This is a genomic window from Oxalobacter aliiformigenes (genome assembly GCF_027116575.1).
Classification (GTDB): domain Bacteria; phylum Pseudomonadota; class Gammaproteobacteria; order Burkholderiales; family Burkholderiaceae_D; genus Oxalobacter; species Oxalobacter aliiformigenes.
Genome location: NZ_CP098252.1, coordinates 209733 through 234074 on the forward strand (window position 1 = coordinate 209733; position 24342 = coordinate 234074).

The following is a 24342-nucleotide window of genomic DNA, read 5'->3' on the forward strand; positions in this document are numbered from 1 at the left end:
CCAATAAAGTGAATGGATAAGTTATTGTAACAAACGGATCAGGTTTACAGGTACAGCATTTTCTGTCTTTCTTCCTCCGAAGGGCCTGTTGAACGTTTTTCATAAAATGAAAAAATCGCTTCCAGTACCTTGTCGGTTTCATCAATTATCTGCATCAATTCGATATCCTCCTTGTTGACCATTCCTTCAGCCAGCAAGGAATCTTCCAGCCAGTTGATAAATCCTTTCCAGAACTTGCTGCCGACCAGAATGACAGGAATCCGACGTGATTTTCCGGTCTGGATCAAAGTCAGCACTTCACTCATTTCGTCGAGCGTCCCGAATCCCCCTGGAAACAGTACAAATGCATCGGCATATTTGGCAAAAGCCACTTTCCTGGCAAAGAAATGTCTGAAATTCAAGGAAACATCCTGCCAGCGATTCGGTGCCTGTTCATGAGGCAACTCGATGTTCAGTCCGACAGAAAGTGATTTCCCCTCATAGGCGCCACGATTCGCCGCAGCCATGATGCCGGGACCGCCGCCGGATATGACGGCAAAACCGGCATCGGACAGACGTCTTGCCAGTTCCATACATTGAATATAGTAGGGACTGTCCGGGTGTACACGCGCGGAACCGAAAATGGTGACAGCCGGATTTATTTCGGAAAGACGTTCGGTCGATTCGATAAATTCTGACATAATGGAGAACATGCTCCAGGATTCTCTGGCTTTGAGAATCGTTGCATAATTGACGTCGGTGATTTCGTGCAATTTGAGCACGCTTTTTGCGTTTTCTTCCATATGAACAAACTTTTATTATTAGTCGATGGATCCAGTTACCTTTATCGCGCCTATCATGCCTTGCCGGATTTGCGCAATGCCGAAGGCGAACCGACTGGAGCCATCTATGGTTTCCTGAATATGCTGCACCGTTTGCAGAAGGATTATCCCACAGCCTACGTTGCCTGTATATTCGACGCAAAAGGCAAGACTTTCCGTAATGATCTTTATCAGGAATACAAGGCAAACCGTTCTGCCATGCCCGACGATCTGGTCAAACAGACCGCACCCATCCATGAATTGGTCAGAATGCTCGGCTGGCCGGTTTTGTCTGTCGAGGGTATCGAGGCAGACGATGTCATAGGAACCCTTGTCACCATCGCCGGCAAAGAAGGATTTGATATTGTCGTTTCGACAGGTGACAAGGATATGTCCCAGCTGGTAAAAGATCATGTCATGCTGGTCAATACCATGAACAACGAAGTGATGGATACGGAAGGAGTCATCAGGAAATTCGGTGTTCCTCCGGAACGGATAATTGATTACCTCTCTTTGATCGGCGATACATCGGACAATATTCCAGGCGTCAGTAAAGTAGGTCCGAAAACGGCTGTCAAATGGCTCGCTCAATACGGTTCCCTGGATGGTGTCATCGAAAATGCGGGCACGATCAAAGGAACAGCCGGCGATAATCTGCGCAAGTCTCTCGATTGGCTTCCCCAGGCAAGAAAACTGATAACCATCCGGACAGATTGCGATTTGAGCGGTCAATTCAAGTCAATCAATGAAACGCTCGTCAAAAAACCCGAAGATATTGCCGGTTTGAGAAAAGCCTATGAACGTTATGGATTCAAAAGCTGGTTAAGGGAACTGAACGCTACTTCCCAGGAAAAAAACGACGACAAGAACCAGTTTGGATTATTCAATGAACCTGCTTTCCAGCAAGGTGAATTTGTCGGAAAACAAAAATATGAAACGGTACTGACCGAAAAACAGCTTGATAACTGGCTTCGTAAAATCGATCGGGCCGAACTGACTTCGTTGGACACGGAAACGACTTCCCTGGATTCCATGAAAGCCAGATTGGTCGGAATTTCCCTTTCCGTCGAACCAGGTCTTGCGGCCTATATTCCGCTCGCCCACCGTACGATTGAACCTGTCGAACAATTGCCCGTTGATTATGTTCTGGGAAAACTGAAAAACTGGCTTGAAAATCCCTGCAAAAAGAAAGTTGGCCAGAATCTGAAATATGACTGTCATATTTTCGCCAATTACGACATTCACCTCCAGGGGATCGAGCATGATACTTTGCTTGAATCCTATGTACTGGAATCGCACAGGCGTCATGATATGGACAGCCTGTCTGAGCGGTTACTCGAACATAAACCGATCAGCTATGAAGAAATTTGTGGCAAAGGCGCTTCACAAATCGGTTTCGATCAGATTGAACTGGATTGCGCAACAGAATATGCGGCGGAGGATGCTGACGTTACACTACAGCTCCACAAAAAAATGTGGCCACAAATCGAAAAAAACGAGGGATTACGTTTCATTTACGAAAAAATCGAAATACCGACTCTCGTTGTCTTGCAAAAAATGGAGCGTAATGGTGTCCTTATTGATCCAGAACGTCTTTTAGGACAATCTTCGGAACTCGGAACCAAAATGGACGAACTGGAAAAAAGCGCATATCGGGCCGCAGAACAGGCATTCAACCTGAATTCACCGAAACAGCTGGCTGAAATTCTTTTTGACAAACTGGGACTTCCAATGATCAAAAAGACACCGTCCGGTGCGCCTTCCACCAGTGAAGAAGTTCTTGAAAAACTGTCGCTTGATTATCCCTTGCCAAAAATTATTCTGGATTATCGTGGCATGTCGAAACTGAAATCGACTTATACAGACAAGCTGCCCAGAATGATCAATGCCGAAACAGGAAGAGTTCATACCAACTATGCGCAAGCAGTTGCCGTCACCGGACGTCTGGCATCCAGCGATCCCAATCTCCAGAACATTCCGGTAAAAACAGAAGAGGGAAGAAGAATCAGGGAAGCTTTCATCGCCCCGGCGGGAAGTTATATTGTCTCAGCCGATTATTCCCAGATCGAACTGAGAATCATGGCTCATCTGTCGGAAGATTCAAGCCTGCTCAAGGCTTTTCACGACGGACAGGATGTCCATCGTGCAACAGCATCGGAACTGTTCGACATCACTCCTTTGGAAGTCAATCCGGAACAGAGACGTTACGCCAAAGTCATCAATTTCGGCCTGATCTATGGCATGAGCGCTTTCGGCGTTGCATCCAATCTGGGAATCAGCCGAACCGATGCAAAAAATTACATCGACCGTTATTTTCAGCGCTATCCGGGTGTCGCACAATATATGGACAACATCCGCACAATGGCCAGAGAACAGGGATATGTTGAAACCGTTTTCGGCAGAAGACTCTGGCTTCCTGAAATCAATTCACCAAACGGCCCCCGTCGTCAGGCAGCAGAACGGGCGGCTATCAATGCTCCTATGCAGGGAACGGCGGCAGACATCATCAAACTATCGATGATCGAAGTGGAAAACTGGCTGGAAAACGAACAGCTTGAATCGAAACTGATCATGCAGGTTCATGATGAGCTGGTTCTGGAAGTTCCTGATAAGGAACTGGATATTGTCAGAAAAAAATTGCCGGAACTGATGGGAAGTGTTGCCCGATTAAAAGTACCGTTGATTGCGGAAGTCGGATTCGGGAAAAACTGGGATGAAGCACACTGATCTGTTTTCATCCTGTTTTTTGCGACAACGTTTTTCTGGCTTTTTCGTAAGCTTCCAGAGTAGAAGCCATTTTGCGACGGACATCGAAAAAAGTCGTCGAAATACCACTGCCCAAAATGACAACGATACCCAGCCAACCCACCCATCCAAGGAAATCTTCCCATACCAGAATTCCCCATATGCTGGAAAAAACAATACCTGAATATTGCAGATTCGCGGTAACCAGCGTTTTTCCCAAATGATAGGCACGCGTCATGGCCATTTGACCGACTGCCGCAAAAATCCCTATCAATGTCAGCAACACAATACCTTTGATGCTGTGGCTGTGAAATGCAATTCCGTCACTTCCCGGCAGGTGTGCACATACCACTGAAATAATAGCGCCCCCCATTGTCCCGATCATACAAAAATAAAAGACAACACGATATTCCGGTTCACCGAGATCGCCCAGATGCCTTACCTGAAGATAAGCCAAGGCAGCCAGTACACCGGATACGAGAGCGATCATTCCGGACTGCCACTGATTCGCATTGATCGTCGGCTGCAATAACAGAATGACACCCGCAAAGCTGGCAACAATGGCACAAACCAGTTTCCACTCAAACCGGACCTTCCCGTGATACAGACCGATGCCGAACAAGATGCCGGCAATCCAGATAGGCGACATGTAATTTAACGTCATGGCGGTCGCAAGCGGCAGTCCCCTGAACGAAAAAAACCATAAGCCAAAAGCAGTGGCGCCGACGACACCTCGCCACAAATGCTGGAAAGGATAAGCTGTCTTGAATGAACCTCCTCTGACACCGACCATGCAACCGAGAAAAATTGCACCGATCAGACTTCTGTACATAACGATTTCAGGTGTCGAATAGTCTTCGGATACCAGTTTTACGCAAACTCCCATCAAGGAAAAAAGAAATGTCGCGAAAAGCATCCAGAGAGATTGCATTTAAAAACCTGTCCAAAAAACCGGGAATCCGGCAACAGCAGCAATGATATCAACAACAAAATCCGAAAAGTCCACTCCAAATGATGCGCCAGAAAAGAGTCCGGAATCCTGCCCATCGAAAAACATGTCCCAACTGCTCATGGCGTATAATGTCGGACTTGGATCAAAAAATAATAAAGTCTTATTTTCATTGAATTTTACACCTTCTTCATAATAAACCTGCGGATGTTTGTTCCTTATGTCTAATGATGATTACGATAAAAAACCTCTTTCCTTCGAACAAGCTCTTGCCGAACTGGGTCAACTGGTAACTAAACTGGAAGCAGGCGAACTTTCACTGGAATCGTCTATCGATGCATACAAAAGGGGAGTTGAGCTGATCAGATTCTGTACAGCACAACTGGATAAAGTTGAAAGACAGGTGCAGATACTGGATGGAGAACTGCTGAAACCTTTTTCTCCCGAAGACCAGAACGGAGTTGACCATGACTGAATCATTTGACATCTGGATGCGTTCGGTACAATCCTGTGTCGAAAAAAAACTTTCCGAACTGCTGCCTTCAGAAAACCGGACTCCGCAACGATTACACGAAGCCATGCGTTATGCCGTTCTGGATGGAGGCAAAAGAATTCGCCCGTTACTGGTATTTGCGACAGGAACACTGTTCGGTGCCAAGACATCCGTTATGGCACAGGTTGCTTCGGCTGTCGAGATGATTCATGCCTATTCCCTGATTCACGATGACATGCCGTGTATGGACAACGATGTCCTGAGAAGGGGTAAACCAACTGTTCATGTCCAGTTCGGCGAAGCAATGGCCTTGCTTGCCGGAGACGCTCTTCAGGCACAGGCTTTTGTCGTTTTGTCAAACGTGAACGATGATGCAGTGCTGGCTGTAAAACGGTATCAGATTCTCTCTGGGGCAGCCGGATCTCTGGGAATGTGCGGAGGGCAGGCGATCGATCTGGACAGCATCGGCAAACAGCTTACCATCGGACAGCTTGAACAGATGCATCGCTTAAAGACAGGAGCGCTTCTCAAAGCATCAGTCATGCTTGGAGCACTGTCTGCAAAAATACCGTCTCCCGAAGAAAACCGGGCACTGGAAGAATACGCAAAGGCAGCCGGTCTCGCATTTCAGGTCGTTGACGATATTCTGGATGTGACAGCCGATCCGGAAATGCTGGGAAAAACTCCCGGAAAAGATCTCATGAATCACAAGCCGACGTACGTTTCATTGCTGGGTATTGAAAACTCGAAAAAACTGGCCGAACAGCTACGTCGCCAAGCTCATGATGTATTGGAACCATTTGGTAAAAAAGCGGATTATTTGAGAGAACTTGCCGACCTGGTTGTATACCGGAAAAAATAATGAAATTGCTGAATACCATAAACAGCCCGGCAGATCTTAAAAAGCTGCCGTGTTCCGTTCTTGAAGAACTAGCTGCCGAATTGCGCGATTATATTGTCCAGTCCGTCTCGAAAACGGGTGGTCATCTTTCGTCCAATCTGGGCACTGTGGAATTGGCTATCGCTTTGCATTATGTATTCGATACGCCGGTCGACCGGCTGATCTGGGATGTCGGTCACCAGAGTTATGCGCACAAGATACTGACCGGCAGAAGAGACCGGATGAAAACATTGCGCCAATTGGATGGCATGTCAGGCTTTCCGAAAAGAGAGGAAAGTGAATATGACTCTTTCGGAACGGCCCATTCGTCGACATCCATCTCCGCAGCACTTGGCATGGCTCTGGCCGCGAAGCTGAAAAACGAAAACTATACATCGATTGCAGTAATCGGCGACGGGGCCATTACGGGAGGAATGGCATTCGAGGCCATGAACAATGTCGGAATATATGATGACATCAAACTGCTCGTCATTCTGAACGACAATGATATGTCCATCTCGCCACCGGTCGGTGCTCTGAACCGTTATTTTGCCCGGTTAATGTCCGGCAAGTTTTATGCTACGGCAAAAAATGTTGGAAAAACCGTTCTGCGTGGCCCCATACTCGAAATTGCCAGGCGGTTCGAAGAACATGCAAAAGGACTGATCGCGCCGGCAACTCTTTTCGAGGAATTCGGATTCAACTATGTAGGACCCATTGATGGTCATGATGTGGAATTGCTGGTTTCGACTTTGAAAAACCTGAAACAGCGTACAGGCCCCCAATTCCTTCATATCGTTACCAAAAAAGGACATGGCTACAAACTGGCTGAAGCGGATCCTGTCCTGTACCACGGTCTCGGAAAGTTCAGTCCGGAAGAAGGGATAAAACCACCGACCGGCTTGAAACCGACTTATGCCGATATCTTCGGTAACTGGCTGTGCGATATGGCCGCGACCGACAGCAAACTGATCGGAATCACCCCGGCCATGCGCGAAGGATCGGGAATGGTTCAATTTGCAAAAGATTATCCGGATCGTTTTTTCGATGTGGGTATTGCAGAGCAACATGCCGTTACATTTGCCGCCGGACTGGCCTGTGAAGGATTCAAACCGATCGTCGCAATCTATTCGACCTTTCTGCAAAGAGCTTACGACCAGCTCATTCACGATGTGGCCTTGCAAAATCTTGATGTGACATTCGCGCTGGACCGCTCGGGTCTGGTCGGTGCCGACGGCGCCACTCATGCCGGAAACTATGATATGGCATATTTGAGATGTATTCCGAATATGGTTATCATGGCACCAAGTAATGAAAACGAGTCACGCCAGATGCTGACAACCGCTTTTCTTTACAAGGGACCCGCCGCTGTACGTTATCCCCGTGGAGCCGGTATCGGAGCACCTGTCGAAAAAACATTCGATTCTTTGCCAATCGGGAAAGGAAAAGTTCTCAGAAACGGAAAAAACATCGCTATCCTGGCTTTTGGTACGATGGTTGCCCCCAGCCTTGCTGCCGGAGAATCGATAAATGCAACAGTCGTCAATATGCGTTTCGTCAAACCCATTGACAAAAATCTCATTCTCGAAATGGCACAAACGCATCACGCACTGGTCACTGTCGAGGAAGGAACGGTTTCAGGAGGCGCCGGATCTGCCGTTATGGAAGCACTGGCAGAAGAAAAAATGGCAAACCCGGTTCTTTTGCTTGGCCTGCCGGACAAATTCATAGATCATGGCGATGTCAGCCAGTTACTCGCCATGCACAAACTCGATAAAAATGGCATTATTACGTCAATCCAGGAACGCTTCGGAAAGTCTGCCGATACCTGCAGCATCCGGTAATTTCCTGTATTGTGCTTTTTAAGGTTAGACAATGAATTTCAGAGACACCCATTCTTTTGATTACAACTGGGATGACTGCTCAAACACCCATACAACAATCAGTCCATCGGCTACGAAAATGAATTCTGATACCCTTTCCATTCCGGACGTTCAAAGCACCTTGGATACCAGACATATAGCCATACAGAAGGTAGGTGTCAAGGGAGTCCGTCATCCTTTAAGAATACAGACCAAAAACGGAATACAGTCATCCGTTGGCACATGGAACATGTACGTACGTTTGCCGGATCAGAAAAAAGGCACTCATATGTCCCGTTTCATCGCTCTTCTTGAAGAATTTACAGGTTCCGATTCCGAACCGCTCAATACTGAAGTTTTCAACCAACTGATCCGTGACATGCTGAAACTTCTGGATGCAGAATCCGGATGTATCGAACTTTCGTTCCCATTTTTCATGACGAAAGCCGCCCCCGTTTCAGGAGTTAAAAGTCTGATGGATTACGAAGTCGGCTTTATCGGTGAAATGAAAGAAGGCGTCATCGAAACGACTCTGAAAGTACTTGTTCCGGTCACAAGCCTTTGTCCGTGTTCCAAGGAAATCTCGGCTTATGGTGCTCATAACCAGAGATCCCATATTACCGTCAAGGCCCTTTTGAAGAATGACCTTCCTGTAGAAGAATTGATAACCCGCATCGAGGCACAGGCTTCTTGTGAATTATTCGGCCTGCTGAAACGCCCGGACGAAAAATATGTCACGGAACATGCTTACGACAATCCGAAATTTGTTGAAGATCTCGTACGCGATGTCGCCTGTATGCTGAACAGGGATGAAAGGATTCTATCATACGCTCTTGAAGCGGAAAATTTCGAATCAATCCATAATCATTCTGCGTATGCCTGTATTGAATTCGATAAACGATCCAAATAATACCTACTTTTCCCAGTAAATATCAGGACGGTTGGCCAATTGATTGGCCAACCGTGCATAAACGAAGAGAAAATCAGACAAACGGTTAAGATACTTTATCAATACCGGTGATATTTTATCTTCTCCGGAAAGAACCACGACACTTCGTTCCGCACGCCGACACACACTTCTCGCCAGATGCAGCAGAGCGGCACATCTGGATCCGCCAGGCAATATGAATTCTTTCAATGGAGACAATCCGTCATTCACAGACCGAATGCGTCTTTCAATACGCTCGACATGTTTTTCATCGAGAAAAAAACTTTCAGGTGCCGCCCCGGCCAGCTCAGCTCCCACACTGAATAATTCATTCTGAATCGGGATCAAGTCGGTATAAATGTCTTTGAAAACCGTTTCGGACATCACCACACCGATAACCGAATTCAATTCATCAATGTCACCAATGACATTGATCCTCGAGCTGCCTTTCGAGATGCGGCTTCCATCAGCAAGGCCTGTTTCTCCTGTATCACCGGCCCTGGTCACAACATCTGATATACGATCCGTCATTTTCATGTCCTGCAAAAAATCTGAATAAAAACGCTAAATAAAATAAAATGGAATTTTCAGAAAGCGAGACTTTTATTATGCCGCAATCAGATTCCCAATCACTGTCGATCATTCAACCGGATGATTGGCATCTTCATCTCAGAGATGGAGATGTCCTCGATTCAACCGTACCCCAAGCCGCAAAACAATTCGGGCGGGCTATTATCATGCCCAATCTGCGTCCTCCCGTTGTAACGACAAAAGACGCTATCAACTATCGCCAGCGAATACTCAATGCTCTTCCCAAAGGAGCGGAATTCGAACCGCTCATGACACTATATCTTACCGACAATACGCAACCGGAAGAAATAAGGCATGCCAGGGAAAGTGGAATTGTCCACGGTGTGAAACTTTATCCTGCAGGTGCGACGACCAATTCCGATGCCGGAGTCACATCCCTGGATAACTGTATCAAGACACTGGAAGAAATGCAAAAACAGGGAATCCCGCTCCTGATGCATGGAGAAGTAACCGATCCGGAGATCGATATATTCGACAGGGAAGCTGTTTTTATCGACAAGGTGCTAATACCTCTTCGAAAAAAACTTCCGGATCTCAAAATTGTTTTCGAACATATCACCACTAAGGCAGCCGCCGAGTATGTGACGGAAGCCGACGGCTATATTGGTGCAACTGTCACACCACATCATTTGCTATTCAACCGGAACAGCCTGTTTGCAGGCGGTATTCGCCCACACTATTACTGTTTACCCATTCTGAAACGGGAAGAAAACAGACAGGCATTGATCAAAGCCGTTACCTGTAAAAATGCGCGTTTTTTCGCAGGCACTGATTCAGCACCCCATGCAAGGAATACCAAGGAAAGTTCATGCGGATGCGCGGGCTGTTATACGGCATCCCACGCCATCGAACTCTATGTAAAAGCTTTCCAAGAAGCTGGACAACTGGACAAACTGGAATGGTTCACCAGTATCAACGGCCCCAAATTCTACAATTTGCCAGTCAACAGAAACAAAATAACTCTGGTAAAGGAAAAATGGCAAATTCCTGAAGAACTGCCTTTCGGAAAAGATCGGGTAGTTCCTCTTATGGCAGGTGAATTTCTGGACTGGAAACTGAAGTAAAAACAACCAGACAAAAAAACCGTGCACTCATGCACGGTTTTTTTTTCATCAGGCCATTGCCATTACTTCATGGAATCCTTGAGTTTTTGGCGATAAGCTTCCATGTCGGTAATCGGTGCCTGTGCGACTCCCGAATCCATTGCAGCCTGAGCAACGGCAGGAGCAACAGTCCATAACAGGCGAGGATCGAACTGGAATGGCAACAGGTAATCACGACCGAAAGTGTATTTTTTACCGTACATTGCCTCAATTTCAGGAGGACATTCCATTTCAGCCAAGCTGGCAATGGCACGAACTGCTGCCAGTTCCATTTCACGATTGATCGTTTTAGCCCGGCAATCCAGAGCACCTCTGAACAAATACGGGAAACACATGGAATTATTGACCTGATTCGGGTAATCAGAGCGACCTGTACCGACAATAGCGTCATCACGTGTCGCATGCGCAACTTCCGGCAGGATTTCAGGGATTGGATTGGCCATGGCAAAAATAATCGGATTTTTTGCCATTTTCAGAACCATTTCCGGTTTCAGGATATTTCCGGCGGAAAGTCCCAGGAAAATATCTGCATCGGGAATAACATCCATCAAGGTACGTGCAGAAGTGTCCTGTGCATATATTTCCTTGTCCGGATCCATCAGTTCCTTGCGGCCCTTGTAGACAACTCCCTTGATATCGGTAACCCAGATATTTTTGAGCGGGAATCCCAGATCAACCAGCAATTCCAGACAACCCAGTGCACCTGCACCGGCACCCGACACAACCATCTTGCAATCCTTGATATCCTTGCCGACAACTTTCAAGGCATTCAGGATCGCTGCCCCGACAATGACGGCCGTTCCATGCTGATCATCATGGAAAACAGGGATGTTCATTCTTTCGCGAAGTTTTCTTTCAATATAGAAGCATTCGGGTGCACGGATGTCTTCCAGATTGATACCGCCGAATGTCGGTTCGAGGGAAGCAATGATGTCGCAAAGTTTGTCCGGATCCAGTTCGTTGATTTCGAGGTCAAAAACGTTGATGCCTGCAAATTTCTTGAACAGAACGCCTTTGCCTTCCATGACAGGTTTGGAAGCTTGCGCTCCGATATTTCCCAGTCCGAGAACAGCTGTTCCGTTGGATATGACAGCTACCAGATTTCCTTTTGTTGTGTAGGTATAGGCATCTTCCGGATTGGCATGTATTTCCTGACATGCACAGGCTACACCCGGTGTGTATGCCAAGGCCAGTTCATTCTGGTCTCTGACCTGTTTGGTTGGTTCGACGCTGATTTTTCCAGGAATCGGAAAACGGTGGAAAGCCAGAGCATTTTTCTTCAGAAGCTCTTTTTTTTGGTCTTGAGAATTCATTTCTTCTGTTTTCTTCAATGTAAAAGATAAATTGTAGGCAGGTACGTCATTCTAGCAGATGTAACTGTCAGATCGGAAATGCCTGCCGAGTGATGACAAGCTGTTTTTTTACTTAATTATTCAGATATATACATAGGAATAATAAGCAAGAACAGGTTTGTGAATAAGTATTATAATTTATTTAAAATCAATATATTATAAAAAATTAACTTTTGGGATAAGTCGAGTATATATTTTGTATATTTTTTTGGGCTTTTGGATAAAGTATGTTGTACCCACCTGACCCACAACTTATCAACAAATTTATCCACATATTTTAATGATTTTTTGTTGTGTTTTGGAATATTTGAAATAAATAGTTGTTTCAAAATACTTTTTTTATGGAAACGCACTAAAATACCTTCCTTCCTGTTTTTTCTGGCATGTTTCACGTGAAACATATGTTGGTTGAGTATTTTTTGACTGATCTTGAATGATGCTTTATTCAATTCACTTTGATGTTATTGTTGTCGGTGGTGGCCACGCCGGTACCGAAGCAGCTCTGGTTGCTGCAAGAATGGGTAAAAAAACGTTACTGATAACGCATAATTTTGAAACTCTTGGACAGTTGTCTTGTAATCCTTCTATAGGAGGTATAGGAAAAAGTCATCTTGTCAGGGAAATTGATGCGTTGGGTGGAGTAATGGCTTTGGCTGCTGATTGTGCCGGTATACAATTCAGGGTATTGAATTCATCCAAAGGACCTGCAGTTAGAGCAACGCGTGCCCAGATCGACAGGGTGTTGTACAGACAGGCCATTCGGTTTCAGTTGGAAAATCAGGAAAATTTGTCTCTTTTTCAACAGCAGGTAGATGAGCTAGTTATAGAACAGGGACGTATAGCGGGTGTCAGGACTCAGGGAGGAGTTGAATTCCGTTCATCCGCTGTTGTGTTGACTGCTGGAACATTCCTTGATGGGAAAATATTTGTCGGCTTGAATTCGTATTCCGGGGGACGTTCCGGAGATGTTCCTGCTATTGCCTTGTCGGATTGTCTTAAAGAACTCGATTTGCCACAAGGACGCTTGAAAACAGGTACTCCGCCAAGGATAGATGGCAGGACGATCGATTTTTCTGTGATGAAAAAACAGTTGGGTGATTTCGACCCGATTCCGGTTTTTTCATTGAGAGGGAATGCTTCCATGCATCCTGAACAATTACCGTGCTGGATTACCAATACCAATATTGAAACGCACGATATCATCCGGTCGGGTCTGGACAGAAGTCCATTGTTTACCGGAATAATTGAAGGGATCGGTCCACGTTATTGCCCATCTATAGAGGACAAGATTCATCGTTTCTCGGACAGGAATTCCCATCAGATATTTCTTGAACCGGAAGGCTTGAAAACCCATGAATATTATCCAAACGGCATTTCCACCAGTTTGCCCTTTGATATTCAAATCAAATTGGTTCAATCTATTCCTGGACTTGAAAATGCTCATATTCTGAGGCCCGGCTATGCCATTGAGTATGATTTTTTCGATCCTCGTTGTCTGAAGTCTTCGCTGGAAACCCGTCAGATAGAGGGACTTTTCTTTGCTGGCCAAATAAACGGTACGACAGGTTATGAGGAGGCTGCCGCACAGGGGTTGCTGGCAGGTATTAATGCTGCCCGTTATGTATCCGGTGAAGCAGCATGGATTCCGAAACGGAGTGAGGCATATCTGGGTGTGATGGTGGATGATCTGGTTACGCAGGGAGTCAATGAACCTTATCGGATGTTTACCAGCAGGGCGGAGTATCGGTTGAGTTTGCGTGAGGATAACGCGGATATGCGATTGACTGAAACAGGTTACAAGATGGGGTGTGTCAGTGAGGAACAGTGGATCGCATTTGAAGAAAAGAGGGAAAATATCGCCCGGGAAATAGAACGCATGAAATCCACATGGATTCATCCTTCGATGTTGTCTGTGAAGGAAGCTGAAAGGGTTATTGGCAAGGAAATAGAAAGGGAATACTGTCTTGCCGATTTACTGAAACGACCGGATGTCAGTTATGATAGTCTGGCCAGTCTGACTTCAGTTTCAGGTGGCAACTGGAGGACGGAAAAAGAACTGGACAAGCAGGTCAGGGAACAGGTTGAAATACAGATCAAGTATGCCGGCTATATTGAAAGGCAGACCCGTGAAGTGAGAAGACAGCAATATTACGAAAATTTGAGATTGCCCGCGAATATGGATTATTCAGAAGTGAATGCATTATCCATTGAAGTTCGTCAGAAACTGGACAAGCAGAAACCGGAAACGTTGGGACAGGCTTCCAGAATTTCCGGAGTAACGCCGGCAGCTATTTCATTGTTGCTTATTTATCTGAAAAAGCAGGGACTGGTTGATTTTGCCGAGACTCACGAGTGAATCATGTCGAGAAAAAATATCATAACAGTGGAGCGGGCCGAAGTCGAATTTCGCCTGAAATCCGGAATAAAGGAACTGGGTATTCTGCTGGATGACATACAGCTTGGCAAACTGGTTGATTTTCTGTTTCTGTTGGGAAAATGGAATTCAACATATAACCTGACAGCGATCAGGGATATTTATTCCATGCTGACGTATCATTTGCTGGATTCGCTTTCAGTTGCTGCCTGTCTTTCGACCTGTGAGAATATTCTTGATGTGGGATCCGGTGCCGGTCTGCCAGGATTGGTTCTTGCGACGGTTTATCCGGACAAGAGAGTATCCATGATTGATGTCGTACAGAAGAAAACAGCGTTCATCAATCAGGTCAGGATTGAATTCGGATTGGATAACGTGACTGTTTATTCGGGCAGAGTTGAGAAATTGTCAGTGGAAGATAAATTTGATGCAATTATTTCCAGAGCATTTTCAAGTTTGTCTGATTTTGTGGGTCTCGCTTGTCACTTGTTGAAAGAGAACGGGAAATTTTATGCCATGAAGGGATTGATTCCATTTGATGAAATAGGTAATCTAGATTCGGGCTGGAAAGTCAGCCGGATTCAACCGTTGAAAGTCCCCCAACTGGACGCGCAAAGGCATTTGATAATAATTGAAAGTGCCGGAACTACCGTTGATTGATAAACTTGATCTGTTCATAAATAAGATATTTTATGGCCATCGTATTTTGCATTGCCAATCAGAAGGGAGGAGTCGGCAAAACGACTACGACTGTCAATTTGGCTGCAGGTCTTGCAAGACTGGACCGGAAAGTTCTTCTTGTCGATCTGGATCCCCAGGGAAATGCAACAATGGGAAGCGGCATCCAGAAGTCGGAACTGGATGCATCCGTATATGAAGTATTGTTGGGGTTGTCCGATATAAAAGATATCGTACAGAAAGCTTCAACCGGACATTATGAAGTTCTTCCCGCCAACCGCGAATTGTCAGGGGCTGAAGTAGAGATGGTTGATATTGATCGTCGTGAAAAGCGCCTGAAGGAAGCACTGGATTCCGTCAGGGATCAGTATGATTTCATTCTTATCGATTGTCCACCCGCCTTGTCTCTTTTGACACTGAATGCTTTCAGTTCCGCGGATGGAGTGATCATCCCCATGCAATGTGAATATTACGCACTCGAGGGGTTGTCCGATCTGGTCAATACCATCAAGCATGTTCATGCCAATCTGAACAGGAATCTGAAAATTATAGGCCTTTTGCGAGTCATGTTCGATAAGAGGGCAACGCTGTCACAGCATGTTTCTGACCAGCTGGAAAGACATTTCGGAGACAAGGTTTTCAAAACCGTAATTCCGAGAAATGTCAGGTTGGCTGAAGCACCTTCTTATGGGTTGCCGGGAATCGATTTCGATCCCTCATCCAGAGGAGCCCAGGCATACCTGAATTTTTCGAAAGAAATGCTGGAATGGCTGAAGGGCCGGTATTAATCATATAAAAGCGCATACAGGCAAAATGAGCGAAATGACTGCAAGAAAGAAAAAGGGTTTGGGACGCGGGCTGGAAGTGTTGTTGGGATCCACTCCCGATTTCTCTGCCGAATCACCGGTTTCCACTTTGCCGATATTCCGGTTGAAAGCGGGAAAATATCAGCCGAGAACGCGCATGGATGAGGGTGCTTTGAATGAACTGGCCCAATCTATCCGGGAACAGGGTGTCATGCAACCGATTCTGGTACGACCGACTGATGACGGGGATGGTCAGAAAGTTTATGAAATCATTGCAGGAGAACGCCGTTTTCGGGCTGCCCGGATAGCTGGCCTTCAGGAAATGCCTGTTATCGTGAAAAATGTTGATGATCGGACTGCCGCCGCTATGGCTCTGATCGAAAACATGCAACGAGAGGATCTCAATCCACTCGAAGAAGCACAAGGTATTCATCGGTTGATAACAGACTTCAATTTTACTCATGAACAGGCAGCTTCGGCTGTAGGACGCTCCAGGAGTGCTGTAACCAACCTGTTGCGTCTGTTGAACCTGACCAGACCAGTCCAGACCATGCTTGTAGCCGGTGATATCGATATGGGACATGCAAGGGCATTATTGGCCGTCGATGGTGCGACCCAGATTGCTCTGGCTACCCAGATAGTGGCAAAACGAATGTCTGTACGGGAAGCAGAGCGGCTCGTTGCGCAGGAATTGAACGATAGAAATACTGCCAAAAAAATCGCAAGGGAAAAATCGGCTGATCTTGTCCAGCTCGAGGAAGAACTTTCAGATTTGCTTGCGACCAAGGTCAGTTTCAGGTTGGGTTCAAAAGGAAAAGGACAACTGATTATCGATTTTTCCGATTTGGATGTACTGGACGGTCTTATTCAAAAAATCAGGCCAGTTTCCTGATTTTTTTGAAAAACATTTTAAAACAACAAGTTATATTTTCTTTAATACCCGTATATCCGGAAGATTTCTCCAGAATCCTTCGATATCCATGCCAAAGCCGATCACAAACTGGCCGGGTACTGTGAGTCCGATGTAATCGGCTTTGACAGGTTTTGTCGCTCCGGTATTTTTCTCGGCAAATGCTACCAGAACAACTCTGGCAGCTCCCATATCCAGCAGTTTTTCACGGACGTGCAACAGGGTTTGTCCTTCATCCAGAATGTCGTCCAGTACAATGACAATCCGATTGATGACGTTTTGTCGTGGAATGACTTTCCAGATAAATTCTCCGCCATGCTCGTCGTTACCGTAACGTGAAACATGTATGAAATCGAATTCCAGCGGAAATGTCAGATGGGGAAGCAGTTGTCCGGTAAAAATGGCAGCACCTCCCATGACACTCATGACGAGTGGCGGTGTCTGATCTGGCGATCCGAAATCACGATTCAATTCCGATGCCAGTTCCACTATGGTTTTCTGAACCTGTTCAGGAGAATAAATTTGCTCGGAATTTTTCAGAATTTCACGTGCTTTTTCATTTATCGATTCTGGCATGTTATTTCCGATTTCTTGATTTTGAAGGGATTAGTGTGACTATATGACAGAACTCATGATTTTGACAATTGAAAATGCCTTTCCGTTTCCATCCGGTTGTACTGTGTCATGCATTCGCTAAAATACAAATTCGTGGCTTCACTTATCGAAAGAACGACATGAAAGACAGTTTCAGACAGAATGATATGATCTGCGGGCGCCTGTTTGCGCTTCGGACGGCAATGCAATGTCAATCAGTTGACATTCTGATTATTCCCACTTCAGACCCGCATTTGTCGGAATATTTGCCGGATCACTGGCGTAGCAGGGAATGGTTTTCAGGATTTACCGGTTCAGCGGGCACACTTGTCGTTGGTCACGATCGGGCATCGCTTTGGGTCGATAGCCGGTATTGGTCTCAGGCAGCCAGACAACTGGAAGGTACCGGAATCGATATGTGCAAAGTGGAAGGAGGCAGTAATATACCTTATGTCGAATGGATAACCGGAAATTTTCCCGAAGGAAGTGTTGTCGGTATTGATGGTTATCTGATTTCCCTGAATCAGGGACGTTTGCTTAAAAATGCACTGGAAACAAAAAAATTTGTTTTCAAAACGGATACTGATCCGGTTTCACTGGTCTGGAAAGACAGGCCACAGATACCCTTGAAACCTGTTTTTGAACACAAATCCGAATTTGTCGGTTTGTCCAGACTGGAGAAAATTGACCAGGTTCGTTCGGAAATGAAAATCCGACGAGCAGACTGGTATTTTGTTTCGACACTGGACGATATTGCATGGACACTTAATTTGAGAGGTTCCGATATTGAATTCAATCCGGTGTTTGTTTCGTATTTGCTGATTGGTCACAAAACCGTTTTTTTGATGGTTGACTGGGAGAAAATACCGGCCGATCTGGTAAGGATACTTGAAGAAGATGGAGTTCATATCAAGCCTTATGAAACCGCTGCCGATTGTTTGCGCCAGCTGCCTTCCGGTGCATCCTTGTTGTATGATCCGCGCAGAACGGCTTATGCGATGACCGAAGTTGTTGGAGCGGGCGTCAGGAAAATCGAAAGTATCAATCCGACTGTGCTTTTCAAGTCAAGAAAATCACCAAAAGAAATAGAACATATCCGCAAGACCATGCTGGAAGACGGTGCGGCATTTTGTGAATTCCAGGCATGGTTCGACGCACAGTCAGGCATTGGAAACAATGACCGGATATCTGAATTGACAATTTCAGAAAAAATAGAAGCACTCAGATCTGTCCGCACTCATTATGTTTCTCCCAGTTTTGGAACAATTGCTGGTTTTAATGCCAATGCGGCTTTGCCTCATTATCAGGCAACTGAAGAGGCATTTTCTTTTATTGACGGAGATGGCCTGTTATTGATCGATACAGGGGGCCAGTATCTGAGCGGTACGACAGATATGACAAGGGTTATTCCTGTCGGTTTCCCGAGTCAGGAACAAAAAAGGGATTTTACTGTTGTTCTGAAAGGGTTGATCGCCCTGTCAGAGAGCCGTTTTCCGCGTTCTATTCCGGCACCTATGCTTGACAGTATTGCCCGCAAGCCTTTGTGGTCTTTCGGACTCGATTATGGCCATGGAACCGGACATGGAGTCGGTTATTTCCTGAACGTCCATGAGGGACCTCAGGGAATTTCGTATCATGCGAACCCTGAATCCCAGACTGCCATGGAAGAGGGTATGGTGACTTCCATTGAACCCGGCCTTTACCGTGAAGGGAAATGGGGAATCCGACTGGAAAATCTGGTGGTCAACCAGGTAGCTGATGATGAAGAAGCCGGCAAATTTCTCCGGTTCGAGACATTGACTCAATGTCCGATCGATACCCGGTGTATCGATAAATCGTTGCTGACACAAGAAGAAATTTCCTGGCTGAATCGCTATCATGAAAAAGTACGCGAGAACTTGCTGCCACTGGTTGCGGATTATGCGAGAGACTGGTTGATAAAACGGACAGAACCTGTTTGAGCGGAAGCGGTTTGCGGTTTACAGATCTATCCGCTTGACCAATCGCACGTATGCTGTCAAAAAAGATAAACCGTGATGAAACTCGTAAGGTCTTTCCTCGTCTTATAAAGGTAAATCAATCATGGCAGGAAAACTGAACAATCTTCATTTAGCGGGGTATCTTTTATGAAAAAACTGCATTTGGTTATTCTGATGGCGGCATTGGGAATATCAGGAGCCGCTTCCGCGCAGGTGTATTCCATCGGTACGGCTGTCAATCCGCCGGATAGTGTCACGGTGGTCAATTCTTCTTCACTGATTGTAGAGGAAGTCCCTGCAAGCAAAGTAACGGCCGAATTCACTGATCGTGATTGTCCGGCAGGAACGACATTGATTTTCGATATCAATGACATGAATCAGGCCAAATGTGTCTGGTCGTATGAGGCCCAGAAACAGAAAAACAGTTATTGATTCACTTGCTGAAAAAAGGCGTATTTTGAGAAATACGCCTTTTTTCAAAAGAAAAATCGTCAGTGCCAGACTGTTTTTTCACGCAGGAATTTCTCAACTTCTTCCGCAGACATGTCGGACAATTCCTGGGACCATTCGTTTTCGATCAGGCGATTTACTTCTTTTCCCAGTTTGTTTCTCAGGATTCCGAGAAAATGAGGTGATGAAATCAGATACAACCGGTGATACTTGGCATCTTTTCTGCCTTTGTCAAGATAGAGGGCTATTGATTTGGCAAACAGATCGTTCTGATGTGCGAGGGGACTTACTGATGGATCATCGGTATGACTGTGAAATGTACCGGGATGATGAAAGCGGCCACGGGTATGATGTTCAAGTTCATTCTGGCTCTGGTAAGCTGAAGGATGATACAGATCTTCAAACTCGTTAAGGGGCTGGGTCGCTCCCTTTTTTTCGAATATTCGTGCTCTTGTACTGTCTGTGACGACTACCCAACTTGTTTGCATATGGTAATTCCTTTGGATGTTTTGAGCTGTTCAAGGTCGGTTTTGGAAATGAAAGTAGTTATTGAAATCCAGGTTCGAGTCTTCAAGATTGATGTTTTTCAAAGATGATTTGATCCGGGAACAAAAAACGATAACTGGCGGATTTCAGACAAATGATGCATTACTGATAGCATATCCTTTATTGCGGATTTGTTTTCCGGGGCAAGGTATGGAATATATTTCAAGTTTTTCTTTGTCAGGGTCGATGTCGATTCCGCGGGTTTCGATTGCCCAGTCAGTATTTGTCACTTCACCAGGCAGGTTTTTACCTTCCGGAACGAGCAGATAGGAAAAAAATCCGTCACTTTCTTTTCGTTTGAAAATATCGACTCGCATGTTCAGCACTCCTTTATCGGTTTTATGTTAGACAGCTTTCCGGTATTAAAGTTGCCGTTTTTCCTTTCATAGGGGAGGTATGGAGAACGATAGAGAGGATTTGTTACCGTCGTTTGTTGCAGATGGTTTTTGTTCGTCAGATATGCATCAAGTAGGCACTTGCTGTCAGGGTGATCGGACCAAGAACGATACCTGATGCTCCGAAAACAAAAATACCGCCGGCAAGTGAGATGAATGCAACAATTGTATGCAAACGGAGTTTCCGGCTGATCAGTATGGGGTACAGAATATTGTCAATGGTTCCTACAACAAACATTCCCCAACAGGCCAGTATGACTGCATAAATGAGGTTACCGTCAAGCGCAAGGTAAATCGAGGCTGGCAGCCAGATAATGTAGGCGCCTAATAAAGGAATAACGGATAAAATGGTCATGATGGTTCCCCATAACAGTGGAGCGGGCAAATCAAGTATCCAGAACATGAATCCGGCCAGAAAGCCTTGTACAGCTGCAACAGCAATGGTTCCGAAAACGGTTGCCCGGATGGTGGTGCCGATAATTTTGAACAAGCCATTCGTCTCATGGCCACATAACGGAGAGAACCGCCGTATGGCTCTCAATATCTGGTTTCGGTCTCTTAAAAAAAAGAACAAAAGATAGAAAGTCAGAACAATAACGACAATCTGTATGAAGGAAGATTTCAAAAAAGAGGTTACCTGAGTGGTAAGAAATGATGTCAGGTTGTCTATAATGGAAGGAATATCGAGCTGGTCTTCCGCCCATAACAGGGCTTTTCCGATATAAGGAAATTTCTCGAGATTGTGTTGCCATTCTCCCGATTCGACTTTGTTCATGATAAGGGTGGATCCCCGGTCTATTTCCAGTACTACACGAATAGTGATCAGCAAAACCGGTATGACAAGGATGATAATGGCAATAGCTGAAGTGACAATGGCAGAGAATGTAGGTTTTCTGATTTTTCTGCAAATTTTTTGGTGTAATGGCATGAACAGAACGGCAAGTGCAAGTGCCCATGACAGGGATGCCAGAAAAGGCAATGTCATCAGATAACACAGAAGTACACTCGCGATAGTTATCGCCAGCTGAAGAAAAAGCCGGATTCGATTGCGAAAATTCCATTCTTCAGACAGAACTGGCGAATGGATCTTTTCCGTTTCATTTTGCATCATCGAACTGGTTTATGGGAGGACAATTGAAATGCTTTGACATTTCAGTTTTCCGAATTACGCCAGTCCGGTCACGTTTTTCTGCGTGAAATCAAATTGAATCGGGCAGTTTTGATAGGAATCCGGTTGGTCACGGTCCTGTTTTATGTCATCGAAAAGGCTGCCTTGCCAAGGCAAGACAGCCCGGAAGAAACGAGAAAGTTTCAGACATCGATGTTGCCTGCCAACAGGGCATGATTTTCAATAAACGCTCTTCTGGGTTCGACATTATCGCCCATCAGGGTCGTGAATATCTGGTCGGCAGCAATGGCGTCTTCGATCTTCACTTTCAGCAGTCGCCGCATGCTTGGGTCCATCGTTGTTTCCCAGAGCTGGTCTGGATTCATTTCTCCAAGTCCCTTGTAACGCTGTTTGGAAATTCCCCGTTCAGCTTCCGATCTCAGCCATTGCATGGCTTCATGAAAGTTTTTCACGGTCTGCTGTTTCAGTTTGTCGCCTTCGCCACGGCGAATAACAGCACCCGTTCCGATCAGACTCAAAAACGATGCGGCTGTTTTTTCGAGTATATGGTAATCATTTCCATAGACAAAGTCCGCATCCAGTACAGTAACGTGCGTATTTCCATAAAGGGTTTTGCGGACAATCAGGGAAGGAACCCCATTGGAGTCCTTGTTGACTTCAACGCTAACGGATGGATCGTTTATTGCGGAATTCAGTTCGGCAGCCGATTTGTCTGCATCTTCCATTGTATTCAGCCGCAATCTGGCTCCGTTCATGATCGCTGAAAGGATATCCATATCAATCAGCCGGGAAAGACGCTGGATGATGTTGTAGGCAACGGTATGTTGGTCTGCCATGGTTTTCAGCTGTTCGCCGCTGATGGGTTTCATACCTTTTTTCGGAATCAGGGAAGCGCCTTGCAGGGCAATCGACATCATGTGATTGGCTTCTTCCAGATCGTCTTTCAAGTAACGTTCGTCCTTGCCATTCTTGATTTTATACAGGGGAGGTTGTGCGATATAGACGTAACCCCGTTCGACAAGCTGTGGCATTTGCCTGTAAAAAAGAGTCAGAAGAAGTGTGCGTATGTGGGCGCCGTCCACATCGGCATCTGTCATGATGATAATTCTGTGGTAACGCAATTTATCGATATTGAATTCGTCCGGTCCGATACTTGTTCCAAGCGTTGCGATAAGTGTCGTGATTTGCTCTGAAGAAAGCATTTTCTCATAGCGTGATTTCTCGACATTCAATACCTTGCCACGCAGAGGGAGAATGGCCTGAAAACGGCGATCTCTGCCTTGTTTGGCGGATCCTCCTGCCGAATCCCCTTCAACCAGATAAAGTTCTGACAGTGCAGGATCTTTTTCCTGACAGTCCGCCAGTTTGGCTGAAAGACCCAAACCGTCCAGAACTCCTTTTCTGCGGGTCAGTTCACGGGCTTTGCGTGCCGCTTCACGAGCACGCGCCGCTTCAACAATTTTGGAACAAATGATCTTGGCGTCATTCGGTTTTTCCTGGAGAAAATCCGTCAACGTTTTGGTGATAATTTCTTCGACAGGACCTCTCACCTCGGAAGAAACAAGTTTGTCCTTGGTCTGGGAACTGAATTTCGGTTCAGGCACCTTGACCGATAATACGCAGGTCAAACCTTCGCGCATGTCGTCGCCTGTTACGTCGACTTTGGCTTTTTTGGCCAGTTCGTTTTCTTCGATATACCGGTTGATGACGCGCGTCATCGCAGCACGCAAACCGGTCAGATGGGTTCCGCCATCCCGCTGTGGAATATTATTGGTAAAACAAAGAACCTGTTCATTGTATGAATCGTTCCATTGCATGGAAATGTCCACGTAAATGGGAGTATTGAGTTCCGAGATCCGTTCTCCTGTTGCTTGGAAAATGGTAGGGTGAAGCACACTTTTTCCACGGTTGATATATTCCACAAAACCGCGGGTCCCTCCTTCATAGGCAAAAATTTCCTCTTTGCCGGTACGCTCGTCGGTCAGACGAATTCGGACACCATTGTTTAGGAAAGACAACTCGCGGATTCTTCTTGCGAGAACGTCGTACTGGAATTCAATTGTCGAAAAAATGGTTGCATCCGGCCAGAACTGGACACGCGTTCCCTGTCTGTCGGATTCGCCGACCACTTTGATGGGGGTACATTCAACGCCATTGATGATTTCGATGGTGGAATTTTGGGGAAGACCGTGGTTGAAATCCATGCGGTGTTCTTTTCCGTCACGCCAGATAGTCAGTTTCAGAGTCGTGGACAGGGCATTGACACAGGAAACACCGACACCGTGCAATCCGCCGGAAACCTTGTACGAATTCTGGTCGAATTTTCCTCCGGCATGCAATTCCGTCATAACGATTTCGGCAGCGCTTCTTTTCGGTGTATTCTTGTCGTCGAATTTGATTCCGGTCGGAACGCCGCGGCCATTGTCAACGACGGAGACAGAATTGTCCGAATGCAGTGTGACGTGAATTTCCGTGCAGTATCCTGCAAGAGCTTCATCAATCGAATTGTCCAGTACTTCGAAAACAAGATGATGAAGTCCCGTGCCATCTGACGTATCGCCGATGTACATGCCCGGACGCTTTCTTACAGCCTCAAGTCCTTCCAGAATCTGAATGGAAGATTCGCCATAGGCATTTTCGTTTTGCTGAACTTCGTTTTGTGTGTTTTGCGACATGGAACTGTTTTCCTTAAAACGCCGACAGTCGCGCCGTCTGGTAAAACAGCGCGAAGAGGATAAAGCAATGATTTGTATGAATCATTCGTAGCAGGTTGTTGCG

At 45.9% G+C, this 24342-nt stretch carries 20 protein-coding genes and 1 pseudogene; 12 read left to right on the plus strand and 9 right to left on the minus strand.

Annotation, left to right across the window (positions count from 1 at the left end; all coding sequences use genetic code 11):
• Positions 1 to 44: 44 nt before the first annotated feature.
• Positions 45 to 782, minus strand: a complete 738-nt coding sequence (locus NB647_RS01065) for an LOG family protein (RefSeq protein ID WP_269283722.1) — start codon at positions 780 to 782, stop codon at positions 45 to 47.
• Between NB647_RS01065 and polA the strand changes: the two genes are divergently transcribed.
• Entirely contained in the window at positions 783 to 3527 is a 2745-nt protein-coding gene (polA, locus tag NB647_RS01070) for a DNA polymerase I (RefSeq protein WP_269283724.1), read from the plus strand. It begins immediately after the preceding gene.
• A gap of 7 nt (positions 3528 to 3534) precedes the next feature.
• Here the strand turns inward: polA and NB647_RS01075 are convergent, their stop codons facing one another.
• Positions 3535 to 4476, minus strand: coding sequence for a DMT family transporter (locus tag NB647_RS01075; protein ID WP_269264707.1), 942 nt, complete (start codon positions 4474 to 4476; stop codon positions 3535 to 3537).
• 238 nt (positions 4477 to 4714) lie between these two features.
• Between NB647_RS01075 and NB647_RS01080 the strand changes: the two genes are divergently transcribed.
• The 4 genes from NB647_RS01080 (at position 4715) to folE2 (ending at position 8639) form a co-directional block, all read left to right on the plus strand.
• Positions 4715 to 4969, plus strand: coding sequence for an exodeoxyribonuclease VII small subunit (locus NB647_RS01080; RefSeq protein ID WP_269279438.1), 255 nt, complete (start codon positions 4715 to 4717; stop codon positions 4967 to 4969).
• On the plus strand, positions 4962 to 5849 hold the full coding sequence (locus tag NB647_RS01085; RefSeq protein WP_269264709.1) for a polyprenyl synthetase family protein: 888 nt from the start codon (positions 4962 to 4964) through the stop codon (positions 5847 to 5849). Before NB647_RS01080 ends, NB647_RS01085 begins: the two co-directional genes overlap by 8 nt.
• Entirely contained in the window at positions 5849 to 7711 is a 1863-nt protein-coding gene (dxs, locus tag NB647_RS01090) for a 1-deoxy-D-xylulose-5-phosphate synthase (protein WP_269283726.1), read from the plus strand. The genes NB647_RS01085 and dxs overlap by 1 nt, the downstream gene beginning before the upstream one ends.
• 118 nt (positions 7712 to 7829) lie before the next feature.
• Complete coding sequence (gene folE2 / locus NB647_RS01095) at positions 7830 to 8639, plus strand: GTP cyclohydrolase FolE2 (RefSeq protein ID WP_269283727.1); 810 nt, start codon at positions 7830 to 7832, stop codon at positions 8637 to 8639.
• A 3-nt stretch (positions 8640 to 8642) separates the two neighbouring features.
• On the opposite strand, the gene NB647_RS01100 is transcribed toward folE2, so the two are convergent.
• Positions 8643 to 9188, minus strand: a complete 546-nt coding sequence (locus tag NB647_RS01100) for a cob(I)yrinic acid a,c-diamide adenosyltransferase (RefSeq protein WP_269283729.1) — start codon at positions 9186 to 9188, stop codon at positions 8643 to 8645.
• 77 nt (positions 9189 to 9265) lie between these two features.
• Here NB647_RS01100 and pyrC point away from each other — a divergent pair, with 77 nt between their 5' ends.
• Positions 9266 to 10312 carry a dihydroorotase gene (pyrC, locus tag NB647_RS01105; protein WP_269283731.1) on the plus strand — a complete coding sequence of 349 codons (1047 nt, stop codon included), beginning with the start codon at positions 9266 to 9268 and terminating at the stop codon, positions 10310 to 10312.
• 77 nt (positions 10313 to 10389) lie between these two features.
• Here pyrC and NB647_RS01110 read toward each other — a convergent pair.
• Positions 10390 to 11664, minus strand: a pseudogene (locus NB647_RS01110) (malic enzyme-like NAD(P)-binding protein); the annotation flags it as partial.
• Positions 11665 to 12139: 475 nt separating this feature from the next.
• Here NB647_RS01110 and mnmG point away from each other — a divergent pair.
• From mnmG to NB647_RS01130, 4 genes are read left to right on the plus strand one after another with little or no spacing between them, the layout of a single operon-like run.
• Positions 12140 to 14059 (plus strand): tRNA uridine-5-carboxymethylaminomethyl(34) synthesis enzyme MnmG, encoded by a 1920-nt coding sequence (gene mnmG / locus NB647_RS01115; RefSeq protein WP_269283733.1) that lies wholly within the window; start codon positions 12140 to 12142, stop codon positions 14057 to 14059.
• A 3-nt stretch (positions 14060 to 14062) separates the two neighbouring features.
• Entirely contained in the window at positions 14063 to 14737 is a 675-nt protein-coding gene (gene rsmG / locus NB647_RS01120) for a 16S rRNA (guanine(527)-N(7))-methyltransferase RsmG (protein ID WP_269283734.1), read from the plus strand.
• Between the two features lie 32 nt (positions 14738 to 14769).
• The gene (locus tag NB647_RS01125) at positions 14770 to 15543 is read left to right on the plus strand and encodes a ParA family protein (RefSeq protein WP_269264715.1); all 774 of its coding nucleotides are present in this window, start codon (positions 14770 to 14772) and stop codon (positions 15541 to 15543) included.
• Between the two features lie 34 nt (positions 15544 to 15577).
• A complete protein-coding gene (locus NB647_RS01130) occupies positions 15578 to 16453 on the plus strand; it encodes a ParB/RepB/Spo0J family partition protein (protein ID WP_269284681.1) in 876 nt (291 codons plus the stop codon).
• A 30-nt stretch (positions 16454 to 16483) separates the two neighbouring features.
• On the opposite strand, the gene NB647_RS01135 is transcribed toward NB647_RS01130, so the two are convergent.
• A complete protein-coding gene (locus tag NB647_RS01135) occupies positions 16484 to 17047 on the minus strand; it encodes a hypoxanthine-guanine phosphoribosyltransferase (protein ID WP_269283735.1) in 564 nt (187 codons plus the stop codon).
• 158 nt (positions 17048 to 17205) lie between these two features.
• Between NB647_RS01135 and NB647_RS01140 the strand changes: the two genes are divergently transcribed.
• Complete coding sequence (locus NB647_RS01140; protein WP_269283736.1) at positions 17206 to 19026, plus strand: aminopeptidase P family protein; 1821 nt, start codon at positions 17206 to 17208, stop codon at positions 19024 to 19026.
• Positions 19027 to 19191: 165 nt separating this feature from the next.
• On the plus strand, positions 19192 to 19476 hold the full coding sequence (locus tag NB647_RS01145; protein WP_269264718.1) for a hypothetical protein: 285 nt from the start codon (positions 19192 to 19194) through the stop codon (positions 19474 to 19476).
• A gap of 59 nt (positions 19477 to 19535) precedes the next feature.
• Here the strand turns inward: NB647_RS01145 and NB647_RS01150 are convergent, their stop codons facing one another.
• From NB647_RS01150 to gyrB, 4 genes are all read right to left on the minus strand, one after another.
• Positions 19536 to 19982: a host attachment protein gene (locus NB647_RS01150; RefSeq protein ID WP_269264719.1), complete on the minus strand. Its 447-nt coding sequence runs from the start codon at positions 19980 to 19982 to the stop codon at positions 19536 to 19538.
• Positions 19983 to 20126: 144 nt separating this feature from the next.
• Positions 20127 to 20357 carry a DUF6139 family protein gene (locus NB647_RS01155; protein WP_269264720.1) on the minus strand — a complete coding sequence of 77 codons (231 nt, stop codon included), beginning with the start codon at positions 20355 to 20357 and terminating at the stop codon, positions 20127 to 20129.
• Positions 20358 to 20493: 136 nt separating this feature from the next.
• Positions 20494 to 21543, minus strand: a complete 1050-nt coding sequence (locus NB647_RS01160; protein WP_269283737.1) for an AI-2E family transporter — start codon at positions 21541 to 21543, stop codon at positions 20494 to 20496.
• A 203-nt stretch (positions 21544 to 21746) separates the two neighbouring features.
• Positions 21747 to 24239 carry a DNA topoisomerase (ATP-hydrolyzing) subunit B gene (gene gyrB, locus NB647_RS01165; RefSeq protein WP_269283738.1) on the minus strand — a complete coding sequence of 831 codons (2493 nt, stop codon included), beginning with the start codon at positions 24237 to 24239 and terminating at the stop codon, positions 21747 to 21749.
• Positions 24240 to 24342 lie beyond the last annotated feature (103 nt).